14 protein-coding genes are annotated in these 15,859 nt (G+C 39.6%); 5 read left to right on the top strand and 9 right to left on the bottom strand.

The genetic code is table 11. The features are described 5' to 3' along the window. Positions 1-52: 52 nt before the first annotated feature. The 4 genes from CALSC_RS10930 to CALSC_RS10915 all read right to left on the bottom strand — a co-directional run bounded on the left by CALSC_RS10930 (position 53) and on the right by CALSC_RS10915 (position 6,508). Positions 53-412: a KGK domain-containing protein gene (locus CALSC_RS10930; protein WP_327331323.1), complete on the bottom strand. Its 360-nt coding sequence runs from the start codon at positions 410-412 to the stop codon at positions 53-55. Positions 413-592: 180 nt separating this feature from the next. Beyond that, entirely contained in the window at positions 593-3,262 is a 2,670-nt protein-coding gene (gene clpB, locus CALSC_RS10925; protein ID WP_088241379.1) for an ATP-dependent chaperone ClpB, read from the bottom strand. A gap of 439 nt (positions 3,263-3,701) precedes the next feature. Continuing rightward, positions 3,702-5,915 (bottom strand): polyphosphate kinase 1, encoded by a 2,214-nt coding sequence (gene ppk1 / locus CALSC_RS10920; RefSeq protein WP_088241378.1) that lies wholly within the window; start codon positions 5,913-5,915, stop codon positions 3,702-3,704. A gap of 239 nt (positions 5,916-6,154) precedes the next feature. Continuing rightward, positions 6,155-6,508 carry a helix-turn-helix domain-containing protein gene (locus tag CALSC_RS10915; protein WP_088241377.1) on the bottom strand — a complete coding sequence of 118 codons (354 nt, stop codon included), beginning with the start codon at positions 6,506-6,508 and terminating at the stop codon, positions 6,155-6,157. A gap of 505 nt (positions 6,509-7,013) precedes the next feature. Between CALSC_RS10915 and CALSC_RS10910 the strand changes: the two genes are divergently transcribed. From CALSC_RS10910 to CALSC_RS10900, 3 genes are all read left to right on the top strand, one after another. Next, positions 7,014-7,490, top strand: coding sequence for a hypothetical protein (locus CALSC_RS10910; protein WP_088241376.1), 477 nt, complete (start codon positions 7,014-7,016; stop codon positions 7,488-7,490). Between the two features lie 468 nt (positions 7,491-7,958). After that, complete coding sequence (locus CALSC_RS10905) at positions 7,959-8,333, top strand: type II toxin-antitoxin system RelE/ParE family toxin (RefSeq protein ID WP_088241375.1); 375 nt, start codon at positions 7,959-7,961, stop codon at positions 8,331-8,333. Beyond that, complete coding sequence (locus CALSC_RS10900; RefSeq protein ID WP_088241374.1) at positions 8,330-8,656, top strand: helix-turn-helix domain-containing protein; 327 nt, start codon at positions 8,330-8,332, stop codon at positions 8,654-8,656. Before CALSC_RS10905 ends, CALSC_RS10900 begins: the two co-directional genes overlap by 4 nt. 70 nt (positions 8,657-8,726) lie before the next feature. On the opposite strand, the gene CALSC_RS10895 is transcribed toward CALSC_RS10900, so the two are convergent. Further along, positions 8,727-9,509 carry an ABC transporter ATP-binding protein gene (locus tag CALSC_RS10895; protein ID WP_088241373.1) on the bottom strand — a complete coding sequence of 261 codons (783 nt, stop codon included), beginning with the start codon at positions 9,507-9,509 and terminating at the stop codon, positions 8,727-8,729. Beyond that, positions 9,499-10,638 (bottom strand): branched-chain amino acid ABC transporter permease, encoded by a 1,140-nt coding sequence (locus CALSC_RS10890; RefSeq protein ID WP_088241372.1) that lies wholly within the window; start codon positions 10,636-10,638, stop codon positions 9,499-9,501. The genes CALSC_RS10895 and CALSC_RS10890 overlap by 11 nt, the downstream gene beginning before the upstream one ends. Before the next feature lie 84 nt (positions 10,639-10,722). On the opposite strand from CALSC_RS10890, the gene CALSC_RS10885 reads away from it, so the two are divergent. After that, the gene (locus CALSC_RS10885; protein WP_088241371.1) at positions 10,723-11,253 is read left to right on the top strand and encodes a DUF192 domain-containing protein; all 531 of its coding nucleotides are present in this window, start codon (positions 10,723-10,725) and stop codon (positions 11,251-11,253) included. Positions 11,254-11,747: 494 nt separating this feature from the next. Continuing rightward, positions 11,748-11,945 (top strand): DUF2949 domain-containing protein, encoded by a 198-nt coding sequence (locus tag CALSC_RS10880; RefSeq protein WP_088241370.1) that lies wholly within the window; start codon positions 11,748-11,750, stop codon positions 11,943-11,945. A gap of 488 nt (positions 11,946-12,433) precedes the next feature. Here the strand turns inward: CALSC_RS10880 and CALSC_RS10875 are convergent, their stop codons facing one another. The 3 genes from CALSC_RS10875 to lpdA form a co-directional block, all read right to left on the bottom strand. Next, entirely contained in the window at positions 12,434-12,685 is a 252-nt protein-coding gene (locus CALSC_RS10875; protein WP_088241369.1) for a DUF5340 domain-containing protein, read from the bottom strand. Between the two features lie 171 nt (positions 12,686-12,856). Then, a complete protein-coding gene (gene trpC / locus CALSC_RS10870) occupies positions 12,857-13,768 on the bottom strand; it encodes an indole-3-glycerol phosphate synthase TrpC (RefSeq protein WP_088241368.1) in 912 nt (303 codons plus the stop codon). Between the two features lie 449 nt (positions 13,769-14,217). After that, positions 14,218-15,645 (bottom strand): dihydrolipoyl dehydrogenase, encoded by a 1,428-nt coding sequence (lpdA, locus tag CALSC_RS10865; RefSeq protein WP_088241367.1) that lies wholly within the window; start codon positions 15,643-15,645, stop codon positions 14,218-14,220. Positions 15,646-15,859 lie beyond the last annotated feature (214 nt).

Below are 15,859 nucleotides of genomic sequence, written 5' to 3'. Positions count from 1 at the left end.
CAGTAATTATCTGTCACCTAAAAATTAAATCAGGACAAACCTAAATCTATGGTTAATTTCCCTCTAAAGGCGATTCTAATTCGTGAGGGCAAAATTCAACTGTGACTCTGACTTTTCCTTTTTGCCAACTTTGAGAACTAAATCTTAATACTTCACAGTCAATACCTTCTCGAAATAAATGTGTTTCTAAAGCATCTGATTCGATACATCCTTTAATCGCTTCTAATAGTTCTAATATCTTAAATGTAGTTGATAAATTTAGCAATTTAAAAGTATTTGCAGGTACGGAAACAACTTCATTGTGACTCAATAGTTCAAATTGATTATGCATAACTAATTGCCAAACTTCCTCAAAAATTGAAAAAACATCAGACTTGTAAGATAGTTCAGCAACAATAAGGTTATCAATCAAAAAAATCTGTAAGATAGTTTGCTATTATTCAATTTTTGCTATTTATATTTTTTCAATCACCCGGTAGCTCACATCTTGTAGCTTATCTATAAGGGTAAGGTGGGCAGTGCCCACCCTACTACTACAATTGGTGGAGGTTTAAATCCCCCTAGCAATTATCCTTCTTCCTACTTCCTTCGTTTAAGATTCATGGGACACTTCCAAGAGTTCAGAATTATTGGTAAATGCTGACATTTTTGGAGCCTTTTTTTTCTGGAATGTCAACCCATTTTTACCTTGATCGATCGCAATTGTATCCCCGGCGATAAAGGTATTTTCTAAAATTTTAGTAGCGATCGCATTTTCCACTTCTCGCTGGATTGCTCTTTTGATGGGACGAGCGCCGTAAACTGGGTCATATCCCACTTCTACTAGGTAATCACAGGCTGCATTGGATATTTCCAAAGAGATTTTTTGATCGGCGAGGAGATTTTCCACCCGCTTGAGTTGAATCCGGATAATCCGCCCCATCTCACTGCGACTAAGGGGATGGAAGATAATTAAATCATCTATCCGGTTGAGAAATTCTGGACGAAATTGCGATCGCAAAGCATCCATAACTGTGTTTCGCATGTTCTCATATTGGGAGTCATCTCCAGATATATCTAGGATATGTTCGCTACCAATGTTACTTGTCATCACAATTACGGTATTGCGAAAATCAACGTTGCGTCCCTGAGAATCAGTAATTCTACCATCATCTAAGACTTGCAACAGAATATTAAACACATCTGGATGGGCTTTTTCCACTTCATCCAATAGCACCACAGAATAAGGACGACGACGGATAGCTTGGGACAGTTGACCCCCTTCCTCATAGCCGACATATCCGGGAGGTGCTCCCACTAAGCGAGATACAGAATGCTTTTCCATATACTCAGACATATCCAACCGCACCAAAGCATCATCGGAGTCGAAGAGGAATTGAGCCAAAGCGCGAGCCAGTTCTGTTTTACCTACCCCTGTAGGGCCCATGAATAAAAACGAACCAATGGGACGACCAGGATCTTTCATCCCCGCACGGGCGCGACGAATGGCTGCGGATACGGCTTCCACGGCTTCTTGCTGCCCTACTACCCGTTTATGTAGGTGGCTTTCTAATTTTAATAATTTTTGCCGTTCCGACTCCAACAGGCGATTTACCGGGATACCCGTCCACTTGGCAACAATTTCGGCAATATCAGCTTCCGTGACTTGTTCCCGTAGCAGGGTCGTACCTTGGCTCTGGATTCTCAGCAGTTCGGTTTCCTTTGCTTCCCGTTCGTGCTGTACCCCTTCCAACTTACCATACTTTAATTGTGCTGCTTTGTTGAGGTCATAGGCTCGTTCTGCTTGTTCTATTTGTACCCGGAGATTTTCTTCTTCTTGCTTCAAAGTACTGATGGCTTGCAATAATAGCTTTTCCCCTTGCCATTGTCCATTCAATTGATTTTGTTTCGCCGTTAATTGAGCAATTTCCCCTTCAATTAACTGTAGTCGCTGCTGGGTGGGGAAAGTAGCCTTTTCTTCCCCTGCTAAGGAGAGCTTCTCCATCTCCAACTGCATCAAACGGCGATCAATGGTTTCCAACTCTGCTGGTTTAGAGGTGATTTCCATTTTCAACTGAGCTGCGGCTTCATCCACCAAATCAATCGCCTTATCTGGCAAAAAGCGATCGCTAATATATCTCGCCGAGAGACTAGCCGCCGCCACCAACGCCGAATCAGAAATTTTCACATTGTGGTGGACTTCATAGCGTTCTTTCAAACCCCGCAAAATGGAAATAGTATTTTCCACGCTGGGCTGATCCACAAATACCTGTTGAAAACGCCGTTCTAAAGCCGCATCCTTCTCAATATACTTACGATACTCATCCAAGGTACTCGCGCCAATACAACGCAATTCCCCCCTTGCCAACATCGGTTTGAGTAAATTACCGGCATCCATAGAACCTTGTTGTCCCGAACCAGCACCAACAACGGTGTGGAGTTCATCAATAAATAGGACAAATTGACCATTAGATTCAGTAACTTCCCTGAGAACAGCTTTTAGCCTGTCTTCAAACTCACCACGATATTTTGCCCCAGCAATCAAACTACCAATATCTAAAGCAATTAATTGCCGGTTCTTCAAAGACTCAGGGACATCACCATTGACAATTCTTTGTGCCAAAGCCTCCGCGATCGCAGTTTTGCCCACCCCAGGCTCACCAATTAAGACGGGGTTATTTTTGCTACGACGGGATAGGACTTGAATTAACCGGCGAATTTCATCATCTCGTCCAATTACCGGATCTAATTTTCCTGATTTTGCCTGTTCGGTTAAATCTCTGCCAAACTTTTGTAGAGCTTCATAGCGGGATTCGGGATTTTGATCAGTGACCTTTTGATTACCCCGTACAGTTTTAATGGTATTTTCTAACTTAGGGGTATCCAAATTCAAACCTTTACATATTCGTCTACCAACCCGTTCATCTTCGAGAAATCCCAGGAGAATATGTTCTATGGAAATATAGGAATCTTGCATCCGCACCCGAGCATTCTCAGCGACATCTAACATCTCATCCAATGCTCGACCAAGGTAAAGCTGGTCACTTTTACCAACCTTGGGTTGACGACGGATAAATTCCTCTAATTGTTGGAGTAAGCTATTAGCATCTACCCCAGTGCGATTAATTAACCGTGCAGCTAATCCATTTTCTTGTTGTAAAAGAGCAATAATTAAATGTTCAACATCAAGTTGTTGTTGTTGATAAGCACGTACTATATCCTGAGACTTAACAATACCTTCCCAAGCTTTATCTGTAAATTTATCTGGATCTGTAGGCTGCATATTTACTGTTTCGGATTTAGAAGTTTAGATTTTAAACTAAGTAAGTAATTATATTTATTATTTATACGATTTTTAATTTTGGCTCTATCCAACAGATAAATCTAGAGGATTTGTACCATGAGTGAGTATCAGTATCCCATGTTCTAGTTCTATTTATTCTTGTTGGAATTGAAAAATCAGGGTCGTAAATCACAGAGGAATGAAATAAATCAAGGTAAAAATAATCTCATTTCCTGTCTCAACTCACTCCAACCGTTCCATACAATATCCAAAAAAATATTAGCGATATAATATTATATCTAATTTTCAGGGCGGAAACCGCCCCTAATAATCTGGTTAGGGGACAATACTTAGCGAAGGAATATTGTAGATTGGTTCGATGCAACCTAAACCCAAGCTAATTGGGTGAGGAGATTTTCTCTGAACCACAAGAATGGCATTATTTTTTCACGTCAGAGGAAATATTGTTATTATTTACCAAGGTAACAGGACTATCTATAGAACCCAATGCCATAGACATAAGAAGTTTTTGTGAGCTAGCTTCAGGGCAATCTTCTCCTGGTCTTCTTTGGATGTAACTACCATCTGGTTGTAATTCCCAGGCTTGGCGATTATCTGCCAACATCATACCCAAAATCTCTTGCAAATCCTTGACAATGTCTGCATCAAGGACAGGGGTAATAGCCTCCACTCGCCGATTTAAGTTGCGAGGCATCCAATCTGCACTCCCAAAATAAATTTCCTCTACACCATTATTATAAAAATAAAAAATGCGGGAGTGTTCCAAAAAGCGACCAACAATACTAATAACCCGAATATTTTCGCTGACATCTTTTATACCTGGTCGCAAACAACAAATACCTCGGATAATTAGGTCAATTTGCACCCCAGCACGGGAAGCAGCGTATAAATTAGCAATGATTTCTGGATCGACAACAGAATTCATTTTGGCAACAATTCTACCGGAGAATCCATTTTGAGCATTTTCCATTTCCCGATTAATTAATGCCAAAAAGCGATCGCGCATATTTACAGGTGCGACTAATAACTGACGATAGGATTTCTGCCGGGAGTAACCTGTGAGAAAATTAAATAAATCGGTTAAATCAGCACCTAGTTCTTCCTGGCAAGTAAATAATCCTAAATCTGTGTATAATTTTGCAGTTTTAGGATTGTAATTACCGGTGCCAATGTGGACATAGCGACGGATGCGGTCTTTTTCTCGGCGCACAACCATGACGATTTTGCTGTGGGTTTTCAGACCAAAAAGACCATAAATAACGTGTACTCCCACATTTTCTAAGCGTCTAGCCCAATAAATATTATTTTCCTCATCAAATCGAGCTTTTAATTCCACCAACACAGATACTTGCTTGCCATTTTCTGCGGCTGCAATTAAAGCATTGATAATGGGAGAATCCCCAGAAGTCCGGTAAAGGGTCATCTTGATTGCCAAGACATTGGGATCACGTACAGCTTGGGTAATAAAGCGCACCACTGATGCGGAGAATGATTGGTAGGGATGATGTACCAGTAAATCTCGTTCCCGAATTACAGCAAAAAAATCTTTGACTTCCGATGTCTGGCGAATATTGGGGTCTAAATTAGGTTCCCCAAGACGCTGCAAACGTGTAGGTACTACTGACTTCCAAGGTTTATCTTTCAAAGCTGGTAAGGGCAAAGACATAAAATACATCAAGTCTCCCAATCCCAAAAGCCCTTCTACTTCATAGATATCTGTTTCCGCTAATTGTAAATCTTGTAACAAACGGCTACGAATAGTTGCGGGAGTTTGGGATTTTATTTCCAGCCTGACGGGAGTTCCTCCCACACGACGTTTACGTAATTCTTGTTCGATTGCTAGCAATAAGTCGTCTGCTTCATCTTCTTCTAAAACTAAATCGGCATCACGGGTAATGCGGAAAGGGTGGTATTCTAGGATAGTCATCCCCGGAAATAGGGATTCTAGGTTATGAGCTACCGCTTGTTCTAAAGGCACACCAGTCCACACTGATGGTTTACCATTTTCACGAAAGCTTAAATCTGCCGGTAGTGCTAGAAACCGGGGTAAAACTTTAGGAACCTTAACCCGAGCGAATAATTCTTCTTTTGTCTCTGGATTTTGGATAACTACTGCTAAATTCAGACTGAGATTGGAAATATAGGGAAAGGGATGACTTGGATCGACGGCTAGGGGTGTGAGAACTGGAAAAATTTGTTCTTCAAAATATTTGTCTATATAGGTACGCTGTTTCTGATTTAGTTCTATGTAGTTAATAATATAAATACCATTCTTTGCCAGCAGGGGTTGAATAACTTGGTCAAAATGTTGATGTTGTTGGGCAACTAAGGGACGGAGGGTTAAACTAATCTCGTCTAACTGTTGTTGGGGAGTGCGTCCATCAAAAGTTAATTGGCTCACCTTGGCTTCTACTTGTTGTTTCAATGCCGCTACCCGTACCATAAAAAATTCATCCAGGTTAGAGCTAGTAATGGCAAGAAATTTCAACCTTTCTAGGAGTGGTGTGCGTATATCACAGGCTTCATGTAAGACTCGACTATTAAATTCTAGCCAGCTTAATTCTCGATTTATATAATACTTGGGGTCTTTAAGATTGCTTTTATTGGTGGTTCTCTTGGATTTATTAGTCATGATTCTCCAAGCAGAGGCAGGTATAGCCAGCTTATATAACTAGTGTTATTTATAAGCATAATCGGAATAGGTTGGTGAGGGAAGTGTGGGAAGGGTGGGAAGTGTGGGAGAAAGATAAATTCTGACTTGTTTTATAGTAAATTTCAGATAAATCTGATTAAACAACGTTATAGAAGCATTAAAATCCGTTATTTTTAATCAAATTCATCTTTTAAATTCAATTTATCCGTTTCTGGTTTTTACTTACTCTTCTTTAGCTCAAACTTCTTCTTGCTTTCTTCTTTTCGCTCTTTAAGTCTACCAGATTGAAGTTTTTTTGTTAAAGTCCCAGGATCTGGCAAGCGATAAATATCTTGACGACCAGGATGGGGTTCTTTTAAAACTAACTCCTCTTCTACTAAAAACTTGAGAGTCTTTTGAACTGTACGAACTGACATTTCAGTGACATATCCTATTGTCGCAAGGCTGGAATAGCAGGTTCCACGTCGCGCAAAGTGACACATCAAACGAAATTCGTTGGGTGTTAACCCAGCATCATCAATCACAGAGCGGACAAATAGTAAATTTTTCGGTTTCTCTGTCTCAGTTGTCATAAATTTATTGACCTATGGGTATGTACAACATTCATCTAAATAAACAAATTCTGCGTACCTGGTAGGCAAAATATGCATATAGGTAAGCAAAATATGCATATCTAAATTATAGTATATTAATCTTGAAGTACATGTCAGACAATAAATATAGAAGCTATTAACATTAATCTAAATATAACCTTAAAAGGATATACTTATTTAAGTAAATACAAAGCAAAAAAATCACACAATCATAAAATCCTTTTCTAAAAAGAGTTTCAGCTTTTTTACACTATTTACCAACAGGTCTAATCTTCACCCACTCATGCATCTGATACGTGCTTGCCATGCAGAATATCAATTATAATGCTATGCTGGAAGGAAATTAGCGAATTATCTGCAAATAAAAAGTATTGGCGTGATTGTAGAAATGCAAAAAGCGCCCCTGGAGTGGCATTCCAGAAACGCTTTTTTTAAGACCTGATATTTGCTGATGCTCATAACACCTATAAGGAGCACCAAAAAAATGCATGAAAAGCACAAATCAGATTACCCTAATTATAACTCAATTCCGCCTTCTCAGCTTTCAGGCTTAAATGAAGGAATAGAAGAAGGTCAAAATAGTTCTTTTTTTCTAGACCTCAAGCCTTTAGTGTCTACTATATACAAGTCACACCCATTACCATTAAGCTTGGTGATATTGATAATTCCAATTATGTTTGGGTCTGGATTTATTATAAAAAATGATAAAAATATTTTGAAAACTCCGAAACTACAGAATGAAAAACTTACTGTCCAAACTCCCAATTTCACTCGTGCTGAATATGAACGGTTAAAGTTAGGAATGTTGTTAGTAGAAGTAGAAGCTATTTTGGGCAGGGGTTATGAAATTGAGAAGACAACAAAAAATGTAACCTTTGTTTGGAATAATCCTGACAAATCTACAATCACTGGAATTTTTGAAGACGGGAAGTTAGTGCGTAAGAAGCAGGAGGGACTATAGGATCCATTTGGTATATTTTTCTTGAACAAGTCGATACAGAAATCAGTTCATATCTTCGCCCCCGTCACCCCCAGGGACAATCTGCGGAAACTGTGATATCGCTATAAAGAAACTAAACCTCGTCTACCTTGAGAACCGTAGTTTTATAACCTCATAACTTGCACCATTCAAGGGCTAGCCCAAATGTCCGCCTAGGAATTAATGATACTGTGGGCGAATCGGTTGGGGGGTATAACCAATCGTGCCCATGTACCAAGTATTTCAGTTCGTTTCAACTAACAACTTGTAGCATTCTCAATTAGCCCAGATTAACGCCCAGGAATGAATTCCTAGGCTCAAAGGCAAAGTCTACTTAAGTAGACTTCTGCTATGAGACTGGGATTTAAATCCCAGGCAGTTATTGATGATCATGCAATTTATCAGTTTCATGGCAATTTCTTAAGTGTTTTATAGGAAATTTCATATAAAATGGACGAAGATGAGGATATTATAGAAATTCCTTTACGATCTCTTGTTTGGATGGGAGACTCTCTCAAAAATATCCGCTCATTTCCTGAAGAGGTACGTGCATCACTAGGCTATGCATTGCAATTGGTGCAAGCTGGAGAAACACCAATGGATGCCAAGCCTTTTAAGGGTGTTGGAAGTGGTGTGTATGAAATTATCAAACGCTACGATACCGATACTTACAGGGCTGTTTATGCGGTAAAGATTGGAGAACAAATCTATGTCCTGCACGCTTTTCAAAAGAAATCCAAACGGGGTATTAAAACTCCACAGGTTGATGTTGACCTGATTAAACAACGTTATAAAGATGCGGTAGCAATGGAAAAACAAGAATGACACAGGAATCCGTTTTTGAAGAAAGCAGTGGTAATGTATTTGCTGACCTTGGTTTGTCCGATGCAGATGAACTTTTTACCCGAGGAAAAATAGGTATTCAGGTGCTGCGTATTCTGAAACAACGCAACCTGAAACAAGGGGAAATCAGCGAACTTCTTGGTATTCCCCAGACAGAAGTATCTCATTTGATGAGAGGAGAGTTTCAAAGGTTCAGTGAGGGCAAATTGCTGATTTTCCTCAAGCGACTCGATACAGAAATCACTTTGCACATTCGTCCCCGTCAGTCTCAGAGTCAATATGCTGAAACTGTAATATCGCTATAGGGTACTTCATCCAGTATTAAAAAAAAACCCAATTTATCATTGGGATTTAGTTACTATTTAGCGACAAATTTTACTCAGACGTACCTAAATAAGCTTCTAAAACCTGTGAGTTATTTTGAATTTCCTCTGGGGAACCCATTGCTAAATTTTGCCCTTCAGCTAATACCCATACTTGATGACACAAGGACATGATCACATCCATGTTATGCTCAATAATTAAGAAAGTCATGCCGTCTTTATTCCAAGCAATAATGCGATCGCAAATTTCTTGAATTAGGGTAGGATTAACCCCCGCAGCAGGTTCATCCAATAAAATTAATTTCGGATCGGTCATCAAAGCTCTGCCAATCTCTAATAGTTTCCGTTGTCCTCCTGATAAACCCCCGGCATAATCCTGTGCTTTATGTGCCAAGCCTACGGATTCTAAGAGAAACATGGCTTTTTCCCGCAATTCTTTCTCTTCCCGCTTCACCACATGGGGTTGGAATTGTACAGCCCAAAATTTCTCTCCGGTTTGTTTTTGTGCCGCCAGGAGCATATTTTCTAGCACCGATAACCGGGACAAGGCACGAGCTACCTGAAATGTCCTCACTAGTCCTTGCTGGGCAATTTTATGGCTCTGTAAGTGTTGAATTGGTTCCCCATCAAATACTACTTTGCCTTTATCTGAACGAATAAAATTAGACAGTAAATTAAACAGGGTGGTTTTACCAGCTCCATTGGGACCAATTAAACCAGTGATACTACCTTGGGTAACGTGAATTTCTGCATCATTAACTGCTTGAATGCCACCAAAACTCTTACAAAGTCCACTAGCAGCGAGTAGAGATGTGGGGGTTGGATTATTTGCCAAGGGTCAGTTCCTCCTTTTTCCCTAAAATACCTTGGGGTCGCCAAACCATCAGTACCATCAAAATTAAACCAATGACCATGATCCGAAATGCACCTAACTGTTCTACATTCAGTTGGGTAAAAATTTTCGGTAAAAATTCCCGAGTTAGGGTGTCATAGGTAAAGAAAATCACTGCTCCTAAGATAGTGCCAATATTATTCCCAGAACCGCCTAAAATCACCATAATCCAACAATCAAAGGTCAATTGGGGCTGGAAATTATCAGGATAAATAGCACTTAGTTGCCATGCGAAAAAAGCACCTGCGACTCCAGCGATCGCGCCTCCTAATATTAATGATTGTAGCTTATACCAAAAGACATTTTTCCCCAGGGCTTTCGGTACTTCTTCATCTTCACGGATGGCTTTGAGGACTCTTCCCCAAGGCGATCGCAATACAATTTCTAAACGCCAAAATACAAAGGCTAATACTGTCAGGCATAACAGCATCAAACCAGCTTTCGGAGTATAGTTATACAGAGATATGACTCCAGAAATATAAATTGCTACCGATAGCAACCCTAATAAACCACCAACAATTAAACGGGATAAAAATTCTTGTTGATTCCTAGAGCGTTGAGGAGCATCGCTGACAAGTAATTTTTGAGCAGTACGAATCCAACGCCATAGGGCAAATATAGTTACAGCTGCTAATAAGGTTAATAACCCAATCATCAATATTTTGAATAACAAATTAGGTTGTATTGTCGATAAGGGAATTGGATAACTTTGCACACCGAACGCCCCAGATACCCAGCTATCCCCCACGGGTAACTCCTGGTTATTGATAATCAGGCGAATTACTTCTCCCACGCCAATGGTGACAATTGCGAGATAATCTGACCGCAGACGTAAAGTAGATAAGCCAATTAATAAACCTAGTAAGCCAGCTATAATTGCTCCCACAATCGCTGCGATGATTATGGGTACACCTTGGAGGGTTAATAATACGGTGGTGTAAGCACCCAAGGTCATAAATCCCACATGACCAAAATTAATTAACCCAGTAAAGCCCCATTGTAAGTTTAGTCCCAGACCGAATAAGGCAAAAATCCCAGTGGAAATTGCCAGAAAAATTAGATAATCAACCATATATATTAAGTTCTGAATGATCAGATATTATACTTTGACATATTCCTGATTGCTCCACCTTAAAATCTAAAATCTAAAATAGTTATGATCCGTTGGTTTTATTTATTCTCAATCGTTCTGAGCTTATTGATTGTTAGCTGTTCTGACCCCACACCAGCTGAACCACCCATGAATGAAATTAATTCTTCCACACCAACCCCCAAACACCAGGGACAAGAATTACCTGTTTCCGCGATCGCTACCCTAACTAATGGGAATAAAATTAAGCTAGAAGTGGCAGAAACCCCCCAACAGCAGGCTATGGGACTAATGTATCGCCCTGCTTTACCTGATGACCGAGGCATGTTGTTTCCATTTCCTTCACCCCAACCAGTTAACTTTTGGATGTTCAATGTACCTGTTCCCTTAGATATGGTGTTTCTGTATAAAGATGAAGTAAAGGCGATCACGGCTTCTGCTCCACCCTGTCAAAAAACACCTTGTCCCACCTATGGTCCTAATACACCTATCGATCAGGTAATCGAGCTTCGCTCTGGTAGAGCAGCCGAATTGGGCTTAAAAGTTAAAGATAAAGTAAGAATTGATTTTCTTGATTCCGATTTATTACGTAGATAAAGATATTTATGAATTGAGCTGTATACTAAGCTGATAAAAGCTTTACAGGATTTTTATCAAAAAAAGGAAAAAAACTTGGTAAAAAAGTTACTTTTAGAGATAAGATAAAATACTGAATCGGTTATCTGTAATTTTTTGTTGCTAGACTAATAGCATATTTATGACGTTTGGTCACGAAAAATCTTCCTTTTGGCATAGGTTTCCAGAATAACCAATAAGGGAACATAGAGGTTATAGAATTTCTGTTGTTAGAGGTCTTGTGAAGACGATTACCAAAGTTCAACAAGATATAGCCACTTGAGACAATGGAAACCAATGTAGGAAGTTGCAAACCAGAATTTCCTGGTGGTAATTCTCTTAACAGATGGAAAATAAGTGATCTTTAAGCATGAAGTATTTCAGATTACAGTGACAGTTCAAATATTGGCTATTTGTAAAGGCAAATTGTGAATTTATATATGACAATACTTTCGGCACAAGGAGGTGAGACGTAAATGCTACCATCAACCTATTCTTATTCTCGACTAATTGATTTTTTGCAAGAGGATCTAGCTATTTCGACAGCTTCAATTTCTGTTGCTCTGAGACATTGCGAACAAGATCCTGGACCTTTACCTATGATTCTTTGGAAATATGGGTTAGTTACTCTAGAGCAATTAGACAAAATTTATGATTGGCTGGAGTCTACTTAGACATGAGTAGTTCATTTAGGACAAGTGGCTTATGTCATATTTACTTAATTTTGCAACTAGATTAATTGACAAACTCCTTTACTTTTACTTTCAGTATAATTTCCACCTGTTAATTAAAAACATTCATGCAAAGAGCGAGTCATTTATCCGACTCGCTCTTAAATTATGATTTTGGATTTTAGATTTTATATTTTATAGTTATTCCAATTAATTTCCGTAGTGGGAGCATCTTGTTCCCTTTACACACGAAGTGGGTAAGATGCCCACACTATAAGATTTGTTAGGGATTCTACCTCTAATACGAACTATCTGTTTTCTATTTTAAATTACTAAAGCCTGTTGGGTTATGGCGAGTCATAGAACCAAGAATCCTCGCCCCTTTTAGGGCGATGGAGTGTCAAAATGAGTATCTACTGATTATTCAGTAATTAATCAATGGGAGAGCGAAATATGGATGTGTGAGAGGCTGAAAATACAGACAAGAGAATTTAATCGGGGGTATTAGCTGATGATGTTTGGTGATGGTTAATTGACCAACGGTGATCTATATTCACAGAAGAAAATTGACAAATTTCTTCTAAGTGTTTTTGTTGAACTGCTGCTTTACGTAATGTGATAATTAGCTGATTTACCTGACTTCTCAGGTTAGGGTCATTACTGACTGCTGACATTGTTTGGCGTTCTAAAAGTTGCAATATCAGTTCATAGTGAACTGGTGCTGGTAAAGGAATTGGCTGCATGTAATTAATTTAATAATTTTAAGTTTGGCATTTTGTGTGAGTAGCGGGTAAGACACAAATGAATCAACCTAAAACCTTAGTCGTAGCTAAAAGCTAGTATAGAGGTTTTTACAGAGGTTCATAGATTTGCTTTATACCTATTGTAATCAAAGCTAGATATTTAACATTCAACTAATCCCAGCTATCTTCTGGGAGTGCTGACGGCGTAAACAGATTAGCAATTGCTAATTTCCTATCTAGTTGTTTAACTAAAGACTCACCAATAAGTACAGCAGATGCACCAGCTGTTTGAACCAAATCCAGGTGTTCTCGGTTGTACAGTCCTGATTCACTAACAACCAAAATCCCTTTTTTTTCCAATTCTTCACCCCTTACCGTTAAAATTTGGCAAGTGGTTTGTAGATCGACGGAAAAGTCTTCTAAATTACGATTATTAATACCTACTAAAGAAACACCATCTAACGCTAACACACGGTCAAGTTCTTCTGGGCTATGAACCTCTATCAAAGCCGTCATTTTCAGAGCATTAGCGATTTTTATAAAGTATCGTAAATCACTATCGCTAAGAATAGCAGCAATTAACAGAACTGCATCTGCACCTTGTACCCGTGCCATATACATTTGATAAGGATAGATGATGAAATCTTTGCACAGTAGTGGTAAATCGACTTGAGCGCGAATCTGAGCTAAGTAATCAAAACTGCCTTGAAAGAACTTTTCATCTGTGAGAACAGAAAGACAACTAGCTCCTCCTGCTTGATATTGACTAGCAATTGCTACGGGGTCAAAATCAGCACATAGTACACCTTTACTAGGAGAAGCCTTTTTAACTTCAGCAATTAATGCTGGTTTGGTTTTCCCTTGTTGTAATGCGGCTAGAAAATCCCGTGGGGGTGGTACATTGCGGATTTGACGCTGTAAATCTTGCAAGGAAGTTTGGGAGCGTCTTTTCTCGATTTCTACTTCTTTGTGCCAAACGATTTTCTCTAGAATATTATTAGGTTCAGCATCTGGTAGTGCAACTTGATATTGTACATAAGAAACGGCAATAACTGGATTTGGTTGTCGGCGACGAATCTGCATATTTCAGTCAATCAATTTTGGATTTCAGATTTTAGATTTTGGATTTTATAGCGCTACACGCAAGTAATAAGTAATATCATGTCCGGTTAAATACTTATCATTGGGACTGCAAGGGGGCAGGGAGCAGGTAAGCCATTGCGGTGGACGGGTTTCCCGGCATAAAGGAGGCAGTGCGGTGGACGGGTTCCCCGGCATAAAGCAACTGCCGTCAAGTGGCGCAACCCGAAGGGGAGCAGGGGGAGAAAGAGTTTGGGTGATTTTTGCATGGATGGCTATATCATAAGTAATCAGGCGGACATGATATAATAAGTAAAATTTTTGCCTACTATTCCCTATTCCCGACTTCTGCAAGAAGCCTATTGGTTGTGCAAAAATCCAATCGGAATCCTATATCAGTTAAAATCCTTTGTTATGGTTCAAACATAACAAAGGAATTGGGTTGAAGATATTTAGGCGATCGCTCGTTTATAAGCTTCATCCAAGACTTCAGAAAGGGTAGGATGGGCGTGTACTAAATGGGCTAAGTGTTGTACTTGTTGACGGTTGGCGATCGCAGCTGATGCTTCATGGATGATATCAGAAGCATGGATACCAAAAACATGGACTCCCAATACTTCTCCAGTATCTTGACGATAAATGACTTTGGCAATACCATCAGTCTCACCTTCAGCCAAGGCTTTAGAATTACCTTTAAAGTAGCTCTTTGCCACCTTAACAGTAAATCCTTCCGCCTCACCTTTTTCTTTGGCTTGAGCTTCTGTCAATCCCACATAACTAATTTCTGGGTGGGTAAACGCCGCCGCCGGAATACTGAGATAATCGACATTTTTTGGTTTACCGCAGATATTCTCCACCGCGATAATTCCTTGAGCAGAAGCAGCGTGAGCTAACATCATTTTGCCGGTTGCATCGCCAATTGCCCATAAATGAGGTACGGTTTCCCCATCACTCAATACTGCCATTTTATCGTTAACCGGGATAAAGTTGCGGCGATCTAGTTCTACACCCACAGCATCCAAGCCGAGGTTCTGAGTTGCTGGTATACGTCCAGTAGCTACTAAACAAGCATCAACTTCCAATACATCAAAATCTTCTTTGGTTTGAAAATTTGCTAATTCAATCACTACTGGGGAACCAGGAATAATTTTCTTGGCATATATCCCAGAATAAGTTTCTATATCCCTAGGGTTAATTAACACTCGTTCTGCTAATTTAGCAATATCCCGGTCAAAGGTGGGCATCAATTGGGGTAAAGCTTCAATAATGGTAATTTCACTACCCAAAGCTGAGTAAATATCTGCAAACTCCAAACCAATGTAACCGCTACCAATAATAGCTACCCAATCTGGTAAGGATTCTAACTTCACAGCTTGGTCGCTAGTAAACACTGTTTTACCATCAACCTCTATTCCTGGGGGAACGAAAGGAACAGAGCCAGTAGAAAGTATAATATCCTTGGCAGTAACTATTTCTTCACCACTATCTGTAGTTATACTGACTTTTTGGTTTCCAGCAATTTTTCCCCAACCTCTGATGATTTTCACACCTAAACGTTTGAGGCTGTTGGTTAAATCTCCTTGGATCTTCGCAACTAAATTAGTAGCATGATCCGCGATCGCTTGGCGATCAAATTCCACACTTCCTAGTTGAATACCTAGTGTTTTCAGGTGATGGGCATCTTTTAATTCTCGCACCCGTCCAGAAGCTGCTAGCAATGCTTTAGATGGGATACAGCCCCGGTTAACACAGGTTCCTCCCATATCCCCTGCTTCAATAATCGCCGTTTTTAAGCCGCAGCTAACAGCGTGTAAAGCTGCGCCGTGTCCACCCACACCAGCGCCTATAATCACTAAATCATAATCAAATTCATGACTCACGTTAGTTTCCCCGCGTGCTTTGTCTATATACTCTTAACTGACTAACTTATCAGTGTAAGTTTTCTAATTTTAGGCTGTTATCGGATTTTGAGTGATCCATTATGGCAAGTTTTTGACCAAGACATTGCTATTAAGCACCTATAAATCTAAGCTGATATAGTCCAGTATTGGGGAAGTTTAAGAAAAGTCCAGTAATATACTTAATAATCCCTTT

The organism is Calothrix rhizosoleniae SC01 (genome assembly GCF_900185595.1).
Taxonomy (GTDB): Bacteria; Cyanobacteriota; Cyanobacteriia; order Cyanobacteriales; family Nostocaceae; genus Calothrix_A; species Calothrix_A rhizosoleniae.
This window is presented reverse-complemented; position numbering and strand designations above follow the sequence as displayed.